A 19202-nucleotide genomic window follows, 5' to 3' on the forward strand; every position below is an offset into this window, starting at 1 on the left:
CTCCCGGCTTTAGCGCGACGGCGTGCCCTGGCTGGCGCCGGGCACCGCGCTGGCCGTCACCTTGGGCGGTTTGACCGGATAGACCTCGGTCATCAGCGGCCGCTGCATGGTGCATTGCGCAGGCAGGGTGGTTTGCGCGGGGCGGTAGGTGTGCTCCAGCGCAAAGGTGTAGCCGGTGTTTTCCACGTCGTAAGGGTTGGCGGGCGAGACCGGCTGCCAGTCGCTGACATAGATGGGCTGGAGCAACTGGTGATCGGCCGCGCGCAGGGTGACCTCGCCGTTGAAGGTGTGGAACTTGAGCCCTTCCATCGCGCTGGCGACCTTCAGCGGCTCGGTGCTGTGCGCCTTGGTCATGGCGGCGGTGAGCAGCGCCAGGCCGGTGTAGGTGGCGGGTACCGAGAAGTCTTGCTTGTACTTGTCGCGGAAACCTTTTTGCAGGCTTTGCAGCACGCCGGGCAGATTGGGGTTGCTGTAATAGACCAGCTTGACGCGCCCGGCGTCGTGCGGGCCGATCTCGCTGGGCGCGCCCAGGCTGCTGGCGTAGAAGGTGTAGAGATCGGCCTTGAGCCCGCCTTGCTGCGCCGCCTTGATGAGCAGGGTGAGGTCGGGGCCCCAGTTGGCGGTGATGATGCAGTCGGCCTTGGCGGCCTGCACCTTGGCGATATAGGGCGAAAAGTCTTTGACCTGCCCGAGGGGCACGAAATCTTCGCCCACGATCTGGATGTCGGGTCGTTTGAGCGCCAGCATTTCGCGGGCGTACTTCGCCACCTGATGGCCGAAGGAATAGTCTTGCTCGATGAGATAGACGCGCTTGATCTGCGGCCGGTTGCGGATGTCGTCGGTCATCGCCTGCAGGGTCATGGGCACGCTGGGCTGCAGCGCAAAGTGCCAGAAACTGCAGTCACTGCCCGTCAGTGCGGAATCGACCGCGGCGTAGTTGAGATAGAGCACTTCCTTGCCGGGATGGCGGGTGTTGTGACGGCTCACCGCTTTAGAGAGCGCAATCGCCGCGCCCGATCCGTCGCCCTGCAACACATAGCGGATGCCCTGATCCACCGCGGCCTGCAGTGCATTGACCGTATCTTGCACCGCGCCCTTGTTGTCGAACGGCACGATCTCGAAGCGCACCCCGGCGGTGTTGCCGCGGTTGACCCGGTCGGCCACGAACTGCCAACTCTGCAACTGGTTCTGCCCTACTGCGGCGAAGGGGCCGGTGAGCGGGTCGATGAAAGCGAGCTTGACGGTGGGAATCTGCCGCGCATGCACTGGCGCGGCGCCGAGCAATAAGCCACCGGCCAGGGTGGAGATAAAACTTCTGCGGGTGGTGTGCATGCGAGCAAAGCCTTGTGAGGGAACAGCCGCCCCGGTTTTCAGGGGCGGCGCAAAAAGGCAATGCTATTTCAACCCGGATTTCCCATTCGGCGGGGCTTTGCCCCTACACGGGCGCTGGCGGACGGCTTGAGGCGTCTTCGCCCCCGCGCTTCGCGCCCATAGCTCGGGCTATGGGCTTGTCGCGCAGGGCCGAATCCATCCCCAATCCGCCGCGCCATCATCCCGTGTCCTCATGGAAAATCCGGGTTCAACGCCATCCGGGCAGCTTAGAACTTCACCCCCACCCGCGCGTACACCGAGCGTCCCGGCCCCGGCACGGCAATGCCCCAGGGCAGGCCGTTGATCGACATGGTCGTGCCCTGGCCGACGTAGGCACCTCCGGTGGGCAGGGCGTAGAACTTGTCGAGCAGGTTGTCGATGCCGAAATCGACCCGCGCTTGCTTGAAGCTGTAGCTGGTGCGCAGGTTGAGCAGGCCGTAGCCGCCGGTCGGGATTTCATTGCGCACGGCGGAAACCTGTGTCTTGGCCTTGACCAGCACCCATTCCAGCGCGTTGTTCCATCCGCCCAACTGCTGGGTGAGACTGAGCCGGGCGTTGAGCGGCATGATGGCGTAGAGGTTGTCTCCCGTGGTGGTGTTTTCCCCGCGGGTGTAGTTCACCGCGCCTTGCAGCGCCAACCGGCCGAGCGGGCCATCGCCCAAAGGCATCTTGCCCGAGAGATTCAGCCCATACAGCCGCGCGGTCTGGTTGACGTATTTGAGGACGACGAACTGGTTTTTCAGCGGCGTGGCTTGCGGCGCGTTGGCCATTGCGTTCCACTGCACCGCGTCGATGTAATCGCTGACATGGGTGTAGAACGGTTGCGCGGTGAACTCCCAAGCGTGGTCGGTGCTGTGCAGATCGAAGCTGGCCGACAGGGTGGTGGCTTTTTCCGGCTTGAGATTGGGGTTGCCGATGTAGCCGTTGCCGTCGCCGACGAAGTTGTTCATCACCGCAGCCATCGACCAGGTGCTCCAGGGATCGCGCTGGTAGAGGTTGGGCGAGCGGGTGGTGTGGCTCAGGCCCACCGAGAGATCCTGCGTAGGAGAAAGCGTCCAGCGCGACAGCAGCGAGGCATCGACATTGGTGTCGGTGCGCGCGCGGTCGATGGTGTTGAACGCCGTGGCGTCGCGCAACTGGTAGTTCATCATCGTGCCCATGCCATTGCTGTTGGCATAGCCGTGCACCGGCCCGGCATCGGTGCGCACGCGCTCCACCCGCAGCCCCGCCAGGGTTTGCCACTCTGCGCTGAGCTGCTTTTGCCATTCGCCCCACACGCCGATGCGGTCGCGCTTGCCGTCGTTGACATTGAGGAAGGTGCCGGGCCACATCATCCCGCCCGAAGGCGTCCAGTAGTCGTCGAGGTGATAGCGCTGCAGCTCGACTCCGGTGCGCAACACGTCCTGCGCCGACAGATCGATGCTCGCCTGCAGCTTCGCCCCGGTGGTGCGGCTTTGGCTATACATCGGCATGCCGGCGGCGCAGGTGGGCGAGATCGGGCTGCAGGGATAGCCGCCTACGCCGCCCTGCATGGTCTGGCTGCCGTACCAGAAGCGTTTATCTGCGCTGAAGTCCATGAAGTGATCGACGGTTTCATGGTAGGCGCGCGCATCGAGCGAGCCCCAGCCGAACTGCTTGAGCCAGTGCAGATTGATGCGTTTTTCGGTATTGCCCAGCATGTCCATGCGCTGGTTGGGGTAGAGCTGATAGGGCACGTCCTGATAGCCCAGACCGATTTCGAATAATTGGTCGCTGCCCTTCCACGCCAGCCCCAGGGTGTGGTTGCGCACGTCGTAGGCGGTGGAGCCGACGACGTCGCGCGCGAGGCTCTGCCCCGGGCGGCCGGTGGCGGTAAAGGTTTTGAAGTCGCCCCCGGCGGAGTAGTCATCGGCCTTGGTCAGCGCGCCGTCATAGGCGATGGCGAACGACTGCGTGCCGTAGTAGGCGTTCAGCCCGAGGCTGCGCGCAGCGCCGTTGCTGGCATAGCCCGCGCTGACCTCGCCGCCGGAGATCGACGCCTGCCCCGCCGGGGCGAATTGTGGCGCGCGGGTTTTCACCTCGATGGCGCCGCCGATGGCGTCGCCACCGACCGACACCGGCACCATGCCCGCCGGATACACGGTGATGCTCTGCACCTGCGACGGCGAGGCGTAAGACAGCACCGGGTTCATATGGTTGGGGCAGCTGGCGATCAGCCCCATGCCGTCGAGCTGGATGTCGAGGTTGTCGTCCGACAGGCCGTTGTACTGCGGCAGCCCGGAGACGCCGCCCGCCGCGTTGACCGACAGGCCGGGAATGCCCAGCAGCAGGCTGGCGGTGTCATTCGTTGCGGCGCGGCGCTGGGCCAGATCGATGGCGCTTTGCCATTGCGCCCAGGACTGCGCGCCAGCGGCCGCGCCCGAGACGACGACTTCGGGCAGGGCGGTCTCGGCGGCCTGGACGTTGCTGGCGCACAGCGCCGCCAGTGCGGCACTCAGGGCGATTGAAAGAGCGGTGCGCGACAGACGCGAGCTTGACGGAGGACAGAAAGATGTTTGCATGGACAATTGAAAGCGATGGATTCAAACCGTTGCCAAAAACGACGGTCTCACTGTAGGAATGCCTGTTGCGCCCCGAGCGCGACAAAACGTCGCATTTGTCGCCCTCCTGTCACAGGGGTTTCCCCGAATTCGCCTCACCGCCATGCAAGACTTTGTGTTGTTCGACGACGCGCTGGAGCCGTCGCAGCCGCTGACCCGCCTGTACCGGCAGCCGCTGTCGCACTGGCAGGCGTGGCAGGCAGAGCAAGTCGAGAGTGCTTTTCAGCAGCTCGAACACGCATTGAACGCTGGGCGTCAGGTCGCCTTGTTCGTCCATTACGAAGCCGCGCAGGCGCTGGCTGGCTTGCCCGTGCATGCTCCCCTGGCCACCCCTCTGGTCGAGGCGCTGGCGTTCGATGCGGTCATGCGCATGACCGCCGCCGAGACGCAGCAGTGGCTCCAAGCGCAAAGCGCCAGCCTCGATGGTGGCCAGCCCTGCGGCGTGGCCGCTCTGCAGCCCGGCATCACGCAGGCGGACTACACCGCCGCCCTGGCGCGCATCGCTGCGCACCTGCGCGCGGGCGACAGCTACCAGATCAACTTCACCTGGCCGCTGCGCGGGCAGGCGTTCGGCCATCCGTTGGCGCTGTATGCCGCGCTGCGGCAGGCGCAGCCCACGCGTTATTCCTGCCTGGCCAAACTCGGCGGGCGCTGGGTGCTCAGTTTTTCGCCCGAACTGTTTTTCGCGCGTGACGGGGCCACGCTGCGCGCACGGCCCATGAAGGGCACCGCTGCGCGCTGCGCCGACGCAGAAGCCGACGCGCAGGCCTCGCTGGCGCTGGCTGCCGATCCCAAGAACCGCGCCGAGAACCTGATGATCCTCGATCTCTTACGCAACGATCTGGGGCGGCTGGCCGTGCCGGGTTCGGTGCGCGTGCCCGAGCGCTTCAGCGTCGAGCCCTATCCCACCGTGTGGCAGATGACCTCCAGCGTGCAGGCCGTGCTCGACGAGCGCGGCGGGCCACGGCGCTGGGCGGAGATTTTTGCCGCGCTGTTTCCCTGCGGCTCGGTGACGGGCGCGCCCAAGCGCAAAAGCATGGAGATCATTCGCGCGCTGGAGGGCGGGCCGCGCGGGCTTTATACCGGCGCGCTGGGCTTCATCGACCCGCGCGACGCCGGGCAAGGGCCGCTGGCGGTGTTCAGCGTGCCCATTCGCACCTTGCAGGTCGAAGATGGCGTGCAGACCACAGGGGAGGCTGCCGGAACCCGCGCTTTTCAACTGGGCGTGGGCAGCGGCGTGGTGATCGACTCCGACCCCGCCACCGAGTGGCAGGAATGCTGGGACAAGCTGCGCTTCGTCACCGCGCACGATCCGGGCTTCGGTCTGATCGAAACCTTCGCCGCCGTCTGGCCCGCGCATGCCGCGCGCATCGAGCGGCATTTGGCGCGGTTGGCGCGCTCGGCGGCGTTTTTCGGCTTTGCCTGCGACCTGCCTGCGCTGCGCCAAGCCTTGGCCGAAGCGCATTGCGGCCTCGTTGCGCCTTCGGCTGCCGCACTGGCCGATGGCTGCCCGGCGTGGCAAGCCGCTTGCGCGGCGCTGGCTCCCGCGCCCTGGCGCACTCGGTTGGTGCTGCGTAAATCGGGCGCGGTCGAGATCGACGTGCAGCCCATGCCGCCCGCGCCGCAGCAACCGGTGCGGCTGCTGCGGGCCGCCGAAGCGCTCGATTCGGCCGACCTGTTCCTGCGCCACAAGACCACCCATCGTGCGCGCTACGACGCCGCCTGGCGCGCCGCCGAGGCGCAGGGCGCGTTCGACCAGATCTTCTGCAACGAACGCGGCGAACTGTGCGAAGGCGGGCGCAGCTCATTGCTGCTGCGCTTAGGCGGCGCGTGGTGCACACCGGCGCTGGCAAGCGGCCTGTTGCCCGGAGTCGGGCGGCAATGGCTGATTGACCACGGCGGGGTGCGCGAGTGTGTGCTCCAAGCCGATGCCCTGCTGCGCGCGCAGCAAATCGCCGTGGTCAATGGTTTGCGTGGGGTTTTGGCGGCCACGTTGTGAAGCGGCGGAAATTTCCGTAGGCGCCGTCATGGCACTCGACGGCGCGCAGCGGTCTGCCACCGGGGCATGGCATCATCGAATCATGTCGACTCTGGCGCTCGTTTGGTTCAAACGCGACCTGCGTGTGCAGGATCACGCCGCGTTGCACGCCGCCGCGCAATGCGATGCGGCGCTGGCGCTTTTCGTGATGGAGCCGGAATGGATCGCCAGCCCGGAGTGCGATGCGCAGCATGTGCAGTTCGCGGCGGATTGCGTTTCCGCGCTGCGGGAGTCGCTGACGCAAGCCGGTCTCAGGCTGTTGGTGCGCGTGGGCGATGTGCCTCAGGTGTTCGAAGACATCCGCCGCGAGGTGCGTTTCACCCATCTGTTCAGCCACGAAGAAACCGGCCCAGGCTGGACCTATGCGCGCGACAAACGGGTGGCGCATTGGTGCCGAGAGCAAGGCGTGATCTGGCAGGAATGGCCGCAAAGCGGCGTGGTGCGCCGTCTGCGTGATCGTGCGGGCTGGGCGGCCCGCTGGCAAAGGCGCATGGATGCGCCGCAGCTGCCTGTGCCGCAAGGCCTGCGCGACGCATCCAAGCCGTTGGCAGCGGGCGACTTTCCGGCCCTGCGCGATCTGCGCTTGCCCGCGGCCCGCGCCACGCCCGCTGCGGGCACGGCGGCGGCGCTCTCCACTCTGCACAGCTTTCTGGATACGCGGGGCGCGCAGTACCGGCGCGATCTGTCCAGCCCGCTCACGGCAGCGCAGGGCTGCTCGCGCTTGAGCGCGCATCTGGCCTTCGGCACGCTCTCCATGCGGCAAGTGCATCAGGCCACCGAGCAACGCATTCGCGCGTTGCAGGCTAGTGGCGAGGCGCCGGCGCGCAGCATGGCGTATCACCTGCGCGGTCTTGCCGGGCGGCTGCGCTGGCATTGCCACTTCATGCAAAAGCTCGAAGATGAACCGGGCATCGAGTTCCACAACTTTGCGCGTGCCTACGACGGTTTGCGCGAGCCCGAATTCAACCCCGCGTATTTCGAGGCCTGGTGCAGTGGCAACACCGGCTTCCCGATGGTGGACGCCTGTATGCGCTGCCTCAACGCAACCGGCTGGATCAACTTTCGTATGCGCGCCATGCTGGTGAGTTTTGCCGCCTATCACCTGTGGTTGCATTGGCGCGAGCCGGGGCTGCATCTGGCGCGGCAGTTTCTCGATTTCGAGCCGGGCATTCATTGGAGCCAGATGCAAATGCAATCGGGCACCACCGGCATCAACACCCTGCGCGTGTATTCCCCGGCCAAGCAGCAGGCTGACCATGATCCGCAGGGCGCGTTCATCCGCCAGTGGGTGCCGGAGTGGGGGACTTCGGCTTATCCGCCGCCCATCGTCGATGAGCGCAACGCCGTCAAGCAGTCCAAAGACCGCATTTACGCCATCCGCCAAAGCCCGCAGGCGAGCGACGAGGCGCGGGCGGTGCAACAGCGGCACGGCTCGCGCAAGAGCGGTCTGCCGCCCAGCGGCTCCCGCGCGCGCAAGCCGGTTGCGCCACCCGCGCCACCGCGACAGCAGGAGTTGTTCGAATGAGCGCAGCGGCAAGCGGTCACAAGGGGAACAAGGCGGCTCTGGCCAGCAAACCCTGCGCGGTGTGCGGTCGCCCTATGAGCTGGCGTCGCGCCTGGGCGAAAAACTGGGAGACGGTGCGCTACTGCTCGCAAGCCTGCCGCAAAAATCGGAACAAGGCCAAGAGCCAGGTTGGAGCGTGGCATGACAAGCCCTGATCCTGCGAGGCCGCTGCGCCATTTGGTGCTGGTGCTGGGTGATCAGCTCGACCCGCAGGCCAGCGCGTTCGACAGGTTCGACCCGGCGCAGGATGCGGTGTGGATGGCCGAAGTGGCGGAAGAGTCCACCCATGTCTGGTCTTCCAAGCCGCGCATCGCCTTGTTTCTGGCGGCGATGCGCCACTTCGCTGCAGACCTGCGTGCCGCCGGCCTCACAGTGCATTACACCGAGCTTGACGACGCCGCTAACGCGGGCAGTTTGACTGCCGAATTGCAGCGCGCTGTGCAGCGCCTGCGCCCTACTCAGTTGGTCATGACCCAGCCCGGCGACTGGCGGGTGCTGCAGTCCATCGAGGCTGCCGCCGCTGCGCATGGCGTGCCGCTGGAACTGCGCGAAGACCGGCACTTCTTCGCTTCGCCCAGCGACTTTGCCGCGCACGCCCGGGGTCGCAAGCAGTTGCGCATGGAGTTTTTCTACCGCGCCATGCGCCAGCGACACGATGTGTTGATGGAGGGTAATCAGCCCGCTGGCGGACAGTGGAATTTCGATGCCGACAACCGCGAGGCGTTTCCCAAGTCCGGCCCCGGCCATGTGCCCAGCCCGGCGCAGTTTGTGCCAGACGCCATCACGCGCGAGGTCATCGCTGTGGTGAATCAGCGCTTCGCCAGCCACCCGGGCACGCTGGCCGATTTCGCCTGGCCGGTGACTCGCCCGCAGGCCTTGCAGGCGCTGGAGCGCTTCATGCGCGAGCGCCTGCCGCAGTTCGGCCAGTGGCAAGACGCACTCTGGCCCAACGAGCCCTGGCTCTGGCATGCCCACCTTTCTGCCGCGCTCAACCTCAAGCTCCTGAACCCGCGTGAAGTGGTCGAGGCGGCGCAGACCGCTTGGCGCCAGGGGCAAGCGCCGCTGCACAGCGCCGAAGGCTTCATCCGCCAGATTCTGGGCTGGCGCGAATATGTGCGCGGCATTTACTGGACGCAGATGCCCGGCTACGCCGAGCGCAACGCGCTGGGCGCGCAGGCGCCGTTGCCCGCCTGGTTCTGGACCGGGCAGACCGACATGGCCTGCCTGCGTGATGCCCTGTCGCAAACCCTGCGCTACGGCTACGCCCATCACATCCAGCGGCTGATGGTCATCGGGCTGTATGCCTTGCTGCACGGGGTGCAGCCGCAGCAGGTGCACCAGTGGTTTTTGGCCGTGTATGTCGATGCGGTGGAATGGGTGGAACTGCCCAACACCCTGGGGATGAGCCAGGCGGCAGACGACGGCCTGATGGCCAGCAAGCCCTACATCGCCAGCGGCAAATACATTCAGCGCATGAGCGGCGGCAGCCTGTGCGCGGCCTGCCGGTTCGATCCGGCGCAGCGTGTGGGTGCGAAGGCTTGTCCCTACACCACGCTGTACTGGGACTTTTTGCTACGGCACGAGGCGCGTCTTGCGGCCAATCCGCGTACCGTGATGCAGGTGCGCAATCTGGCGCGGTTGTCGGCCGACGAGCGCGCACGCATCCAGGCGCAGGCCCAGTCGATCCGGGACGCGGCATGACTCTGGCAACCGAACCAGCAACGCTTTTCGAGCCGACCCTTGCGGCAGCGCAGCGCAGCCTCGCTGCGGTGCGTCCTGCAGACTACGCCCGCAGCCGCAACCATTTGCAAGGGCACGTCACCCGGCTCTCACCGTATTTGACGCATGGCTTTCTCGGTCTGCGCGACGTGGTGCAGCACCTGACGATGCGCCACGGCCTCGGGCTGCAGGACAAGCTGTTGCAGGAACTCGGTTGGCGCGCTTTTTTTCAGCAGGTTTGGCGTCAAGAGGGCAAGGGCATTCTGCAATCGCAGCACCCCGGCCCGCTGCCAGACCGTGCTTACGCCTCCGCTTTGCCCGCGGACCTGCGCGAAGGCCGCACCGGCGTGCCGGTGATCGACCAAGCGGTGCGCACGCTCTATGCCACGGGCTATTTGCACAACCACGCGCGCATGTGGCTGGCTTCCTACACCGTGCATTTGCGCAAGGTGCACTGGCGCGCCGGGGCCGACTGGATGGTTGCACACCTGCTCGATGGCGATCTCGCCAGCAACCACCTGTCTTGGCAATGGGTGGCGGGCACGGGCAGCTCCAAGCCCTATTTGTTCAATGCCGACAACGTGGCGAAGTACGCGCCTGCCGCCTGGCATAGCCCGGGCACCGTGATCGATGCGTCTTACGAAAGGCTGGATGCGCTTGCGCGTCAACCACAAGACCTCGGCCCTGAACCCGGCGAGCTTGTCGGCGTGGCAGAGCCCGCCTTGTTCTCCGAGCCGCCCGCTGGCGGGTTTTCGCAAGCGGATGCGCGGGCCGTGGCAGCACAGGATGTCTGGCTGATTCACCCCTGGGCGCTGGGGCCGGTTCCAGAAGGCAGGCTGCCGGTCGCGGTTTGCGATACCGATTGGCACGCGCGCTGGCCCTGGTCTGCCGCGCGCTGGCAGTTTGTGGCTGCGCGCATGCAGGCGCTTGCGCCCGTGCGCTGGTTTGGAACGGCTGCCTCTGTGCTGGAGGCGCTCCAGGCGGCGCGCTCGGTGCAGGGCTGGCATAACCCGCATCTTTCCGCAGCCTGGAGCGATCTTGCTCTGGCCACGCCGCCGCCGGCTTTTTCCGAGCCGACGCCGCGTTGCCGGTCGTTTTCTGCGTATTGGTCGCGCGTGCAAATCCTTTCAGCGTCATCGTCTATCCAAGGAGACCTGTTTCATGAGTGAGCAACCCATTGTTTTGATTACCGGTGCGCGCGGCGGCATGGGCCGGGCGCTGAGTGCGCAGTTGCATGCGCAGGGCTGGCGCGTGGCCGCCGTTGGGCGCGACGCGACGGCGCTGGCCGATGTGCCGTCCAGCGTGCGCATTGCCGCGGATGTCACCACGCCCGAGGGTGCGGCGCAGGCCATCGCGCAGTGCGCGGAGCAACTGGGCCAGACGCCGTCGCATCTGGCGCATTGCGTGGGCAACACGCTGATCGCACCGTTGCACCGCACCAGTGCCCAGCAATGGCGCGAGGTGCTGCGCGTCAACCTCGACAGCGCCCTGTGCATGCTGGGTGCGTGGATCGAGGCGCGCCGCGCGGCGCAGCAACCGGGCGCGGCGGTGCTGGTGAGCTCGGTCGTTGCGCAGATCGGAGTGGCCAACCACGAAGCCATTGCCGCGGCCAAAGCGGGCGTGGAAGGACTGGTGCGCAGCGCGGCGGCGACCTACGCACCGATCGGTCTGCGGGTCAACGCCGTGGCGCCTGGCATGACCGATACGCCTTTGACCGCGGGCATGCTCAAAGTAGCCGCCATGCGCGAAGGCGCGGGCAAGCAATATCCGCTGGGCGGGGTGCAGACGGCCGAGCAAATCGCCGACGTCATGGCGTTTCTGCTGTCAGAGGCTGCCAGCCGCATCACCGGCCAGTGCATCGCGGTGGATGGGGGCTTCACCACCATCAGGCCGCTGGTGAAGTAGCGTACTTTTCAGGGCTCGCGCAATTCAGGGGGAATTCTCAGAGGTTCTGTTTTTCGGTTTGGCCGCGTACATGGCTTTGTCGGCCAGTCGCATCAGGGTGTCGGCGTCCTGCGCGTCGAGCGGGTAAGCGGAGATGCCGATGCTCATGTCGATGGGTAGTTGCACATTCGGCGCAATGTCGAACGGGGCGGCTACGGCTTGTCGCAGGCGCTGCACGCTGTTGGCATAGCCGGTCTGGACTTCGAGCGGGTTGAGGTCTTCCATCACCACGACGAATTCGTCTCCGCCCAGACGCACCAGAAAATCGGTCTGACGCTGCACGGCCTGCAGGCGGCGGGTGAGTTCGCGCAGCACCCGGTCGCCCGCGCTGTGGCCCCAGGTGTCGTTGATCAGCTTGAAGCCGTCGAGATCGATCATGCCCACGGCGAACAGGCTGCCTTGCCGACGCGCGCGGGCGATGACTTCGGGCAAGTATTGTTCGAGGGCATAGCGGTTGGGCAGGCCGGTAAGGGTGTCGTGGCGTGCGCGGTGCGCTTCGACGCGCTGCAGATGGCTCAGGCGCTCTTTCACGTCGAGTTCATCGAGCCCATAGCCCAGCAGGGCCGCGACCTGCTCGCACAGGGCGATGGTCTGCTCGTCGAAGGCCTGCGCCTGTGGCGAGGTGAACACCAGCACCCCCCACAGCGCGCCACCGCGCCATACGGGGGTGGCCAGGGCGGCATGCCAGCGATAGCGCGACAGTGTGGAGTTCCAGGGCTGCATGTCCGGGTCGCGGAGCAGATCGTTGCAGACCTGCAGGGTCTGGGTATCCCAGACGCGCAGCACCAGGGGCACGCGGTTGGTGTCGTTCAGATGCACGCGAAAGTGATCGAGCTGCAGGGCGCCTTCGCCTGCTCGCGCCAGCACGCGAAAGGCGCCGCTTTCGTCCGGCCGCGCCAGCCAGGCGGCATGAAACTGGGTGTCGGTGGCGAGGGTGTCGCAGGTGCGCTGCAGCATCTCTTCTGCGCTGCGCGACTGCAGCACCACTTCGCCTTCGCTGATCAGTGCGCGGTAGAGTTTTTGCAGCCGGTCGATGCGCTCGCGCTGGCTGATGGCTTGCAGCCCGCGATCCACGCTGGCGGCGAGGTTGAGCAGCCAGTCGCGCAGGCTGTCGTCCATCTCGCAAGGGAGCCGCTCAGCCGCGTTGGCGCAGACCACGCGCAGCAGGGCGCACACCTGCCCTTGCGCATGCAGCGGGATGCAGGCGTCCAGCGTGCGGCCATCGCCCTGGAACTGCGTGCGGTTCTGGCGCCAGGCGGTGTCGAGCAGGGAGGTGTCCAGCACGTCCAGCGGCGCCGGGCCGGACTGCGCAGCAATCTCGAAATCCCCTGTGACGGGGTCGCGCTGCACGATGCTTAGCGGCGCTTGGCCGTCCAGCGCTGCGTAGGTGCGGCAGATCGCGGCATAGAGCGCCGCGGCGTTGGTCGCACTGGCGCCAAGCTGGTTGGCCTCGGCCAGCAGGGCGTTGAGCTGGGCTTGCCGCGCGGTGCGTGCGCGCGCGGTTTCGGCCCGCGTGCGCCAATCGAGCAGTTGCAGGAACTGGAGCTGCCCGCGGCGTATCGCCACGCCGAGGTAGAGCAGATAGATGCAAACCATGGCCGCCATCGCCGTGGACAAAGAGGTCTGCACCCCCATCAGGCGCAGCGCCAGCGGCACGATGACCGAGACGACGAACAGCCCGGAAGCCCAGGCGTCGAACGCCAGACCCGCCACCGCAGCCCCGCTCACCCCAGCCAAGAAGAAGGCGACGAACGACTGCTCGATGGGGGTTGCGGGAAAGAGGGCGGCAGGAATCGCGCCCCAACTCATCCCCGTGGCCCAGGACGCGGCCCGCAGCACGCGTAGCCGCAGCGAGCGCTGCACCGGACGAAGGTTTTCCGCCGACGCACCGCGCCAGATCAGCCAGACCAACAGGCGAATCGCCTGCAGGCTGATCATCACGCCACCCCAGACCGCATAAAAGCCGACGGGTGCGCCGCCGTGCAGAAGCGCCATGGCGATGAGCGCCACGGAGGCGTTGGTCACGGCAGAGACCGGCACCGTGGCGAGCAACAGCCGCACGCGTGCCGCAGCAATGGCGTGCGGTGCAGTCGTGATCTGGGCGTCGTGCGGCATGGGGGCGGGGTCAGTGCGCATCAATGCCAAGAAATGTAAACGGACATCCCCCTCAATTGAAGGGGCGAAGGCGACCTGCAGCGGGCGAATTGCCAACTATTGCCGCCGTAGGTGGCCTTTGATTCAGGCGGGGCGAACCTGCGCCGCAGCGTAAGGAGCAGTCGGGTGACTCGCTACTTGGTTGCGCCCTTGGTGCTTGGCCGAGTAAAGCGCAGCGTCGGCGGCTTGCATCCAGGCTTGCAGGTTGCTGAATGCCGGGGCGGCAGCGGCTACGCCGATACTGCTGCTCAGCCGCACATTGGGGTGATGCGGCAGCCGCAGCGTCAGCAACTCGGTGCGGATGCGCTCGGCGATCCCCAGCGCGTCGGGCTGGCCGGTGTTCTGGCACAGCACCGCAAACTCGTCGCCGCCGTAGCGACCGGCGCAGTCTTCTTCGCGGATGCAGTCGCGGATGAGTTGGCCGACTGCGCGGATGGCGTCGTCTCCGGCCGTGTGGCCGTAGGTATCGTTCACCTGCTTGAAGTGATCCACATCGATCATCAGCAGACAGGCCGGTTGCCCCACGGCCTGAAAAAGCTGCAGCGCGGCGTCGGCCTGCTGCTGCCAGTGGTCGCGGGCGAACAGACCGGTTTGCGCATCGGTGCGGCGCAGTTGTTCCAGCAGCTTGTTCTGCCGCGACACGGTGCGGATGAGCCGGTAGCTGCCGATGCTGCTCGACAGGGTGTGCACCACCAGCAGCGGCAAGGTGCAGAGAACAACCAGCAGCGAGCTTTCCAGCTGAACCGGCGGGCGCACGATCAACGCGGTGAGCACTGCCGCGCCAAACAGCCCCGGCAGCGAGATCAGCCACAGGCGGCGCATGCCGCTGCTGAGTTTGTCGAAGGTGGTGACGGTGACCAGCACCACGCTGGGCAGCAGGTTGAAATGCATCAACGCCACCCACATGCCGGCGATGGCCGAGTCGATCAGCAGGTTGTGTTTTTCAGCGCGGTAGCTGTCGGCGCTCAGCCGCGCGCGCAGCAGGGCGATCTGCGGCCACAGCAGGCAGCTTGCGATCATCAGCGCCCAGCGCCACGGGTGCGCGTGCTGTTCGATCAGCACCCCGGCTATCGCCAGCCCGCCCAGCCCCATGCCGACCACGCGCAGCGGGTAGATGCGGCGATAGGTGCTCTGTTTGAAGGCGTCTTGTCGGGAGGTGGAGTAGGGCATGGCGGCAACACGCGACAACATGCCGCATCGTTGCCGCCGAGTTTACAGCCCGAAGTAAGTCTCGCGAACCGCCTCGCTGGCTTCGAGTTCGGCCCGCGTGCCCGAGAGTCGCACCTTGCCGTGATCGATCAGATAGCCGCGGTCGGCCAGTTCCAGGAAGGCCACGTTCTGCTCGGCGATGAGCAGGGCGGTGCCCGCGCCGATGCTGGTCTTGAGCACTTCGATGACCTGCTTGACGAACACCGGTGCCAAGCCCGACGACGGCTCGTCCATCAGCAGCAGCTTGGGCTCGGAGATCAGCACCTTGGCGATGCCCAACATCTTGCGCTGCCCGCCCGACAGCGTGCCCGCCGCGTCGCGTCGCTTGGCGGCCAGATCGGGGAACAACGCGAACAACTGCTCCTTGCGTTTGCGAATCTGCGCATCGCTCAGAAAGTAGCCGCCCAGGGCGATGTTCTCGTCGATCGACAGGGTGGGAAACACGCCGAGTTCCGACATATAGGCCATGCCGCGGCGAATGCGCTGATCGGGTGCGAGGCGGTCGATGCGTTCGCCCTCGAAGGCGATCTCGCCCCGCCAGCACGGCAGCAGCCCAATGAGGGTACGCAGCAGGGTGGACTTGCCCGCGCTATTGGCGCCGAGCAGCAGCACCGTCTCGCCGGGCATCACCTCCAGATCGACGCCCCAGAGCACTTGCAGCGCGCCATAGCCGGTCTGCACATCGCGTAGCGAGAGCAGGGCGGCGGCGTTCGTCTCTGCTGCGCTCATGCTTGTCCCCCGAAGAAGGCGGCCACGACTTCCGGGTGGCGCGAAGCGGCGTCGAGCGAGCCCTCGAACAACATGCGCCCGGCCCCGAGCACGATGACACGCTGGGTGATGCTGCCGAGAAACGCCATCAGATGTTCCACCACGATGAGGGCGATGCCGCGCTGCGACAGCTTGCGCAGCAGCTCGGCAATGCCGCCCAGCTCGGCCGGGTTGAGCCCGGCGCCGATTTCATCGACCAGCAGCAGCTTCGGCCCGGTGGCCAGCGCGCGCCCCAGATCGAGCAGCTTTTGCTGGTTGACGGTGAGCGAGCCCGCCAGCTTGTCGGCCTGCTTGTCCAACTCGATGTCGTGGAGGATGGCGTTGATGTCCACCGCGCCTGCGGCATGGCCGAAGTGCGCGGCCACTTCAATGTTCTCGCGCACCGTCATATCGCGAAAAGTCTTGGGCACCTGAAAAGTGCGGTTGATGCCGAGCTGCGCCAACTTGTGCATCGGCACCTTGTGCACCGGCTTGCCGTTGAACGCAATACTGCCGCTGTCGGCGCGGTACAGGCCCGAGATGACATTGATGGTCGTGGTCTTGCCTGAACCATTGGGGCCAACCAGGCCGACGATCTCGCCCGGCGCGAGGCTGAAGCTCACGTCGTTGAGCACCACATGGCCGCCGAAGCGCTTGTTCACGCCCTGAAGCTGAAGGAGGGTTTCAGAAGACACGCACGCCCCTCCGCGTCAACAGCGACAGCACGCCGCCGGGCATGAACAACACCAGCAGCACGATGAGCCCGCCGTAGATCAACTGGAAATACTGCGGCTCTGAAATGCCGATCGCCGAATACAAGCTGTAAAGCACTCCCGCGCCGATGATGGGGCCGATGACCGTGCCCACCCCGCCAAACAACGAGAACACGATGGCGAACACCGAAATCTGCAAGGTGAACACCGCTTCGGGATAGAACACCGACAGATTCCACGCATAGGCCCCGCCGGCCAAGCCGGCCACGCCAGCCGAGATCAGCCAGGTGATGAGCCGGGCGCGCACGATGTTGATGCCGGCCATGGACGCGCTCACCGGGTCTTGCCTCATGGCGCGCAACCCCATGCCGAAGGCCGAGACGCGAAAGTAGGCGGCCAGCGCGGTGGCCAGTACCAGCACCGCCAGCATGGTGTGATAACTCGCAGTGGGCGCATACACCTGTTCGATCTTCAGCCCGTAAGGCCCGCCGGTGATGTCGGCCAGATTGGTGTTGGAAACCACGAAATACAGGATTTGCGAAGCCGCCAGGCTGGCGATGGAAAAGTAAGCGCCCGAGAGCCGCAGCAGCGGCCCGAGAATCAGCCCCATCACCACCGCAGCGAGCCCGCCTCCCAGCACGCACAGCAGCACCGGCAGGCCGCTGTGCAGCACCAGCAGCGAGGTGGCATAAGCGCCGCAGCCGAAAAAGCCCACATAACCGAAGGGCAAGTAGCCGGTAAAGCCATAGAGCAGATTCAGGCCCTGCGCGAGCACGATGAAAGTCATCAGCGTGAACAGCAGCGATTCGTTGCCGTAGACATGCGGCAGAAACAGGAACACCGCAATCAGCAAGGCCAGCACGATGAGCCCCGGTCGCCAGCGTTGTAGCAAAGAATGTTCAGACACTGCGCACCGCCTTTCCGAGCAGGCCCGTGGGGCGGATGAGCACGATCACCAGCAAGAGCACATAAGGCACGAGGTTGGACCAGGAGGAGTAGTAGGTCTGCATCAACATCGTGCCCAGCCCGAACACCAGGCCGCCGATGATGGTGCCCAGCGGGTTGCCCAGCGAGCCGATGATGACAATGGCGAACGAGGTGGTGGTAAGGCTGTCGCCCAGATCGGGCGAAACCGAGCCGAGCAGGTAGGGCAGAAACACCCCGGCGACACCGGCGAGCGCCAGCCCGGCCACGAAGGCCAGCGCCGAAACCTTGTTCACGTTGATGCCGGTCGCCAGCGCTTCTTCGCGGCTGGCCATGATGGCGCGGGTGGCGTAGCCCAGCCGGGTGCGGGTGAAATACAGCCACAGCGCCACGATGGCGGCGATGCTCACTCCGGCAGCCCACCACCAACTATCCGGAAACTCCTGCCCAAATACCCCAAGATTGCCCGAGCCCAGCGCCTCGCTGGGCAGCGAACGCTGATCGGCGCCGAAGCCCAGCCCGGTGAGTGCTTCGAGCATCTGCCCCACGCCGAAAAAAAGAATGAACGACAGCATCTCCGGGTCGCCGCTGCGCTGCAGTCGGGGCACCACGGCGTAATAGAGCGGATAGCCGATGACGATGGCGGCCACGATCACCGTCGGCACGCCCCACAGCGGGTTGAAACCGAAGTGGCGCGACACCAGCCAGGCGGCATACGCGCCCAGCACGATGAACTGCCCATGCGCCAGATTGATGATGCGCATGACGCCAAAGATCAGGTTCAGCCCGATGCCGATCAGGCTGAAATAAATGCCATACAGAATGCCGCCGATGATGGCGTATTCAAGCAGTTCCACGCGCCCTCCCTGAGCTGCTTTTGGTGGATTAGTCGAATGAAACAGCGCACAGGCCGCACCTGCCGCGCCGCTTTGTCACCCGCCTTGTCGTGCTTACGGCTTGGGCGCGGGATACACCGCCTTGCCGGTCGCCTTGTCTTGCGGATAGACCACAACCACGTCGAGCTTGCCGTCCTTGGGCTGCAGTTGTGCCACCGGGAAGGGCTGGCCGAGCTGGGCGCCGTTGGCATTGACATCGAAGGGGCCAAGCAGTGTGGTGGTCTTGCCCGACATGTCCATGACGGCCTGATGGAAGGCGAGCTGGTCGAACTTGGGCGCCATGTCGAGCATGTGCTGCACGATCAGCCCGGTGTTGTAGCCCGAGCAATCGAGGAAGTTGGGCTCTTTTTTCATGGCCGCCTTGAAGGCATCGACGAACTGCTGGGTGTTCATGCCGTAGCTCACCTTGTCGTACTTCACCAGCGGCGGAGTCGGGTAGGTGTAGGTGTAGGCCAGCGCTTTTTCACCCACGTTCTTGGTCAGCAGCGACAGCAGCTGGCCCGGAAAGATGGTGAAGGTCATGGGGAAATGCAGTCCGCTCTGGTGCAGCGCCTTGAGGAAGGCGATGTCGTTGGGCGCATAGCCGAACTCCAGCACCGCATCAGGCTGGGTGGCGGCGATGGTGTGCAGCAGGATGGTGTAGTTCGATTCGCTGGTGGGCACGCCGTGGTCATACACCGGCTTGATACCGGCCTTGGCCAGCACGTCCTTGAGGGTGGCGGCCTGAGAGGCGTCGAAATCGTTGGCGCTATAGACGATGGCCACGCGCTTGATCTTCTGCTGCACCAGATAGTTGGCCAGCGGCACCGGCCACACCGTGCTCGACGGAATGCTCACATCGGCGAGATAGTTGGTGGGCTTGGTAAAGAAGTTGGCGCCCGAGCCGGTCGGGTCGATCAGCAGCATGTGGTGCTCGGCCGCCAGCGGCACGGCCACCGAGGTGAGCACCGAGCCGAAGTCGGCCACGAGCACATCCACCTTGTCTTGCGTGATGAGCTGGTTGTAGAGCGTGGTCGCGGTGGAGGTGGAGCTTTGGTCGTCGTAGGCGACGAGCTTGACGGGAATCTTTTTGTTGAACGCCTTGACGAACACGCCGCCCTCTTTGTTGATGGCGTCGGCCCAATACTTCAGGCCTTCATACTGGCCTTGCGAGGCGACGGCGAAGGGGCCGCTGCTGGCGTAGAGCGTGCCGATCTTGATCTGCGACGGAGCCGCCGCGGCGTGGGCGGCAACGGCCGTGGCACTCAAAGCCAGACCGGCTGCGAAGTGACGCAGAATTTTTTTGGATGCGCGAATGGACATGAGAGTCTCCAGAGGATGAAACTGAACCGACGCGTGCTTGGC

15 protein-coding genes are annotated in these 19202 nt (G+C 65.6%); 6 read left to right on the forward strand and 9 right to left on the reverse strand.

The genetic code is table 11. From position 1 onward, the window contains the following. Positions 1 to 9: 9 nt before the first annotated feature. Both B3H47_RS06370 and B3H47_RS06375 read right to left on the reverse strand, forming a co-directional pair. Positions 10 to 1332, reverse strand: a complete 1323-nt coding sequence (locus B3H47_RS06370; protein ID WP_286731287.1) for a branched-chain amino acid ABC transporter substrate-binding protein — start codon at positions 1330 to 1332, stop codon at positions 10 to 12. Between the two features lie 266 nt (positions 1333 to 1598). Next, positions 1599 to 3911, reverse strand: a complete 2313-nt coding sequence (locus B3H47_RS06375; RefSeq protein WP_286986507.1) for a TonB-dependent receptor plug domain-containing protein — start codon at positions 3909 to 3911, stop codon at positions 1599 to 1601. Positions 3912 to 4053: 142 nt separating this feature from the next. On the opposite strand from B3H47_RS06375, the gene B3H47_RS06380 reads away from it, so the two are divergent. The 6 genes from B3H47_RS06380 to B3H47_RS06405 all read left to right on the forward strand — a co-directional run bounded on the left by B3H47_RS06380 (position 4054) and on the right by B3H47_RS06405 (position 11176). After that, positions 4054 to 5949 carry a chorismate-binding protein gene (locus tag B3H47_RS06380; protein ID WP_286986509.1) on the forward strand — a complete coding sequence of 632 codons (1896 nt, stop codon included), beginning with the start codon at positions 4054 to 4056 and terminating at the stop codon, positions 5947 to 5949. Between the two features lie 82 nt (positions 5950 to 6031). Beyond that, complete coding sequence (locus B3H47_RS06385) at positions 6032 to 7513, forward strand: cryptochrome/deoxyribodipyrimidine photo-lyase family protein (RefSeq protein ID WP_414718231.1); 1482 nt, start codon at positions 6032 to 6034, stop codon at positions 7511 to 7513. After that, positions 7510 to 7707, forward strand: coding sequence for a DUF2256 domain-containing protein (locus tag B3H47_RS06390; protein ID WP_276706110.1), 198 nt, complete (start codon positions 7510 to 7512; stop codon positions 7705 to 7707). Before B3H47_RS06385 ends, B3H47_RS06390 begins: the two co-directional genes overlap by 4 nt. After that, entirely contained in the window at positions 7694 to 9253 is a 1560-nt protein-coding gene (locus B3H47_RS06395; RefSeq protein ID WP_286986512.1) for a cryptochrome/photolyase family protein, read from the forward strand. The genes B3H47_RS06390 and B3H47_RS06395 overlap by 14 nt, the downstream gene beginning before the upstream one ends. Then, complete coding sequence (locus B3H47_RS06400; RefSeq protein ID WP_286986514.1) at positions 9250 to 10440, forward strand: FAD-binding domain-containing protein; 1191 nt, start codon at positions 9250 to 9252, stop codon at positions 10438 to 10440. The genes B3H47_RS06395 and B3H47_RS06400 overlap by 4 nt, the downstream gene beginning before the upstream one ends. Beyond that, entirely contained in the window at positions 10433 to 11176 is a 744-nt protein-coding gene (locus B3H47_RS06405; RefSeq protein ID WP_286986515.1) for an SDR family NAD(P)-dependent oxidoreductase, read from the forward strand. The genes B3H47_RS06400 and B3H47_RS06405 overlap by 8 nt, the downstream gene beginning before the upstream one ends. 24 nt (positions 11177 to 11200) lie before the next feature. Here B3H47_RS06405 and B3H47_RS06410 read toward each other — a convergent pair whose 3' ends face one another. From B3H47_RS06410 to B3H47_RS06440, 7 genes are all read right to left on the reverse strand, one after another. Then, positions 11201 to 13351: a sensor domain-containing diguanylate cyclase gene (locus B3H47_RS06410; RefSeq protein ID WP_286986516.1), complete on the reverse strand. Its 2151-nt coding sequence runs from the start codon at positions 13349 to 13351 to the stop codon at positions 11201 to 11203. Positions 13352 to 13453: 102 nt separating this feature from the next. Continuing rightward, positions 13454 to 14560 carry a diguanylate cyclase gene (locus B3H47_RS06415; RefSeq protein WP_286986517.1) on the reverse strand — a complete coding sequence of 369 codons (1107 nt, stop codon included), beginning with the start codon at positions 14558 to 14560 and terminating at the stop codon, positions 13454 to 13456. A 21-nt stretch (positions 14561 to 14581) separates the two neighbouring features. Beyond that, positions 14582 to 15307, reverse strand: coding sequence for an ABC transporter ATP-binding protein (locus tag B3H47_RS06420; RefSeq protein ID WP_286986518.1), 726 nt, complete (start codon positions 15305 to 15307; stop codon positions 14582 to 14584). Continuing rightward, positions 15304 to 16020 (reverse strand): ABC transporter ATP-binding protein, encoded by a 717-nt coding sequence (locus B3H47_RS06425; RefSeq protein ID WP_286986519.1) that lies wholly within the window; start codon positions 16018 to 16020, stop codon positions 15304 to 15306. Before B3H47_RS06425 ends, B3H47_RS06420 begins: the two co-directional genes overlap by 4 nt. Then, entirely contained in the window at positions 16010 to 16945 is a 936-nt protein-coding gene (locus B3H47_RS06430) for a branched-chain amino acid ABC transporter permease (RefSeq protein ID WP_286986520.1), read from the reverse strand. The genes B3H47_RS06425 and B3H47_RS06430 overlap by 11 nt, the downstream gene beginning before the upstream one ends. After that, on the reverse strand, positions 16938 to 17819 hold the full coding sequence (locus tag B3H47_RS06435) for a branched-chain amino acid ABC transporter permease (RefSeq protein WP_013105212.1): 882 nt from the start codon (positions 17817 to 17819) through the stop codon (positions 16938 to 16940). The genes B3H47_RS06430 and B3H47_RS06435 overlap by 8 nt, the downstream gene beginning before the upstream one ends. Positions 17820 to 17912: 93 nt before the next feature. Next, a complete protein-coding gene (locus B3H47_RS06440; RefSeq protein WP_286986522.1) occupies positions 17913 to 19160 on the reverse strand; it encodes an amino acid ABC transporter substrate-binding protein in 1248 nt (415 codons plus the stop codon). Positions 19161 to 19202: the final 42 nt, after the last annotated feature.

This window comes from Thiomonas sp. UBA7699, assembly GCF_002482605.1.
Classification (GTDB): domain Bacteria; phylum Pseudomonadota; class Gammaproteobacteria; order Burkholderiales; family Burkholderiaceae_C; genus Thiomonas; species Thiomonas arsenitoxydans.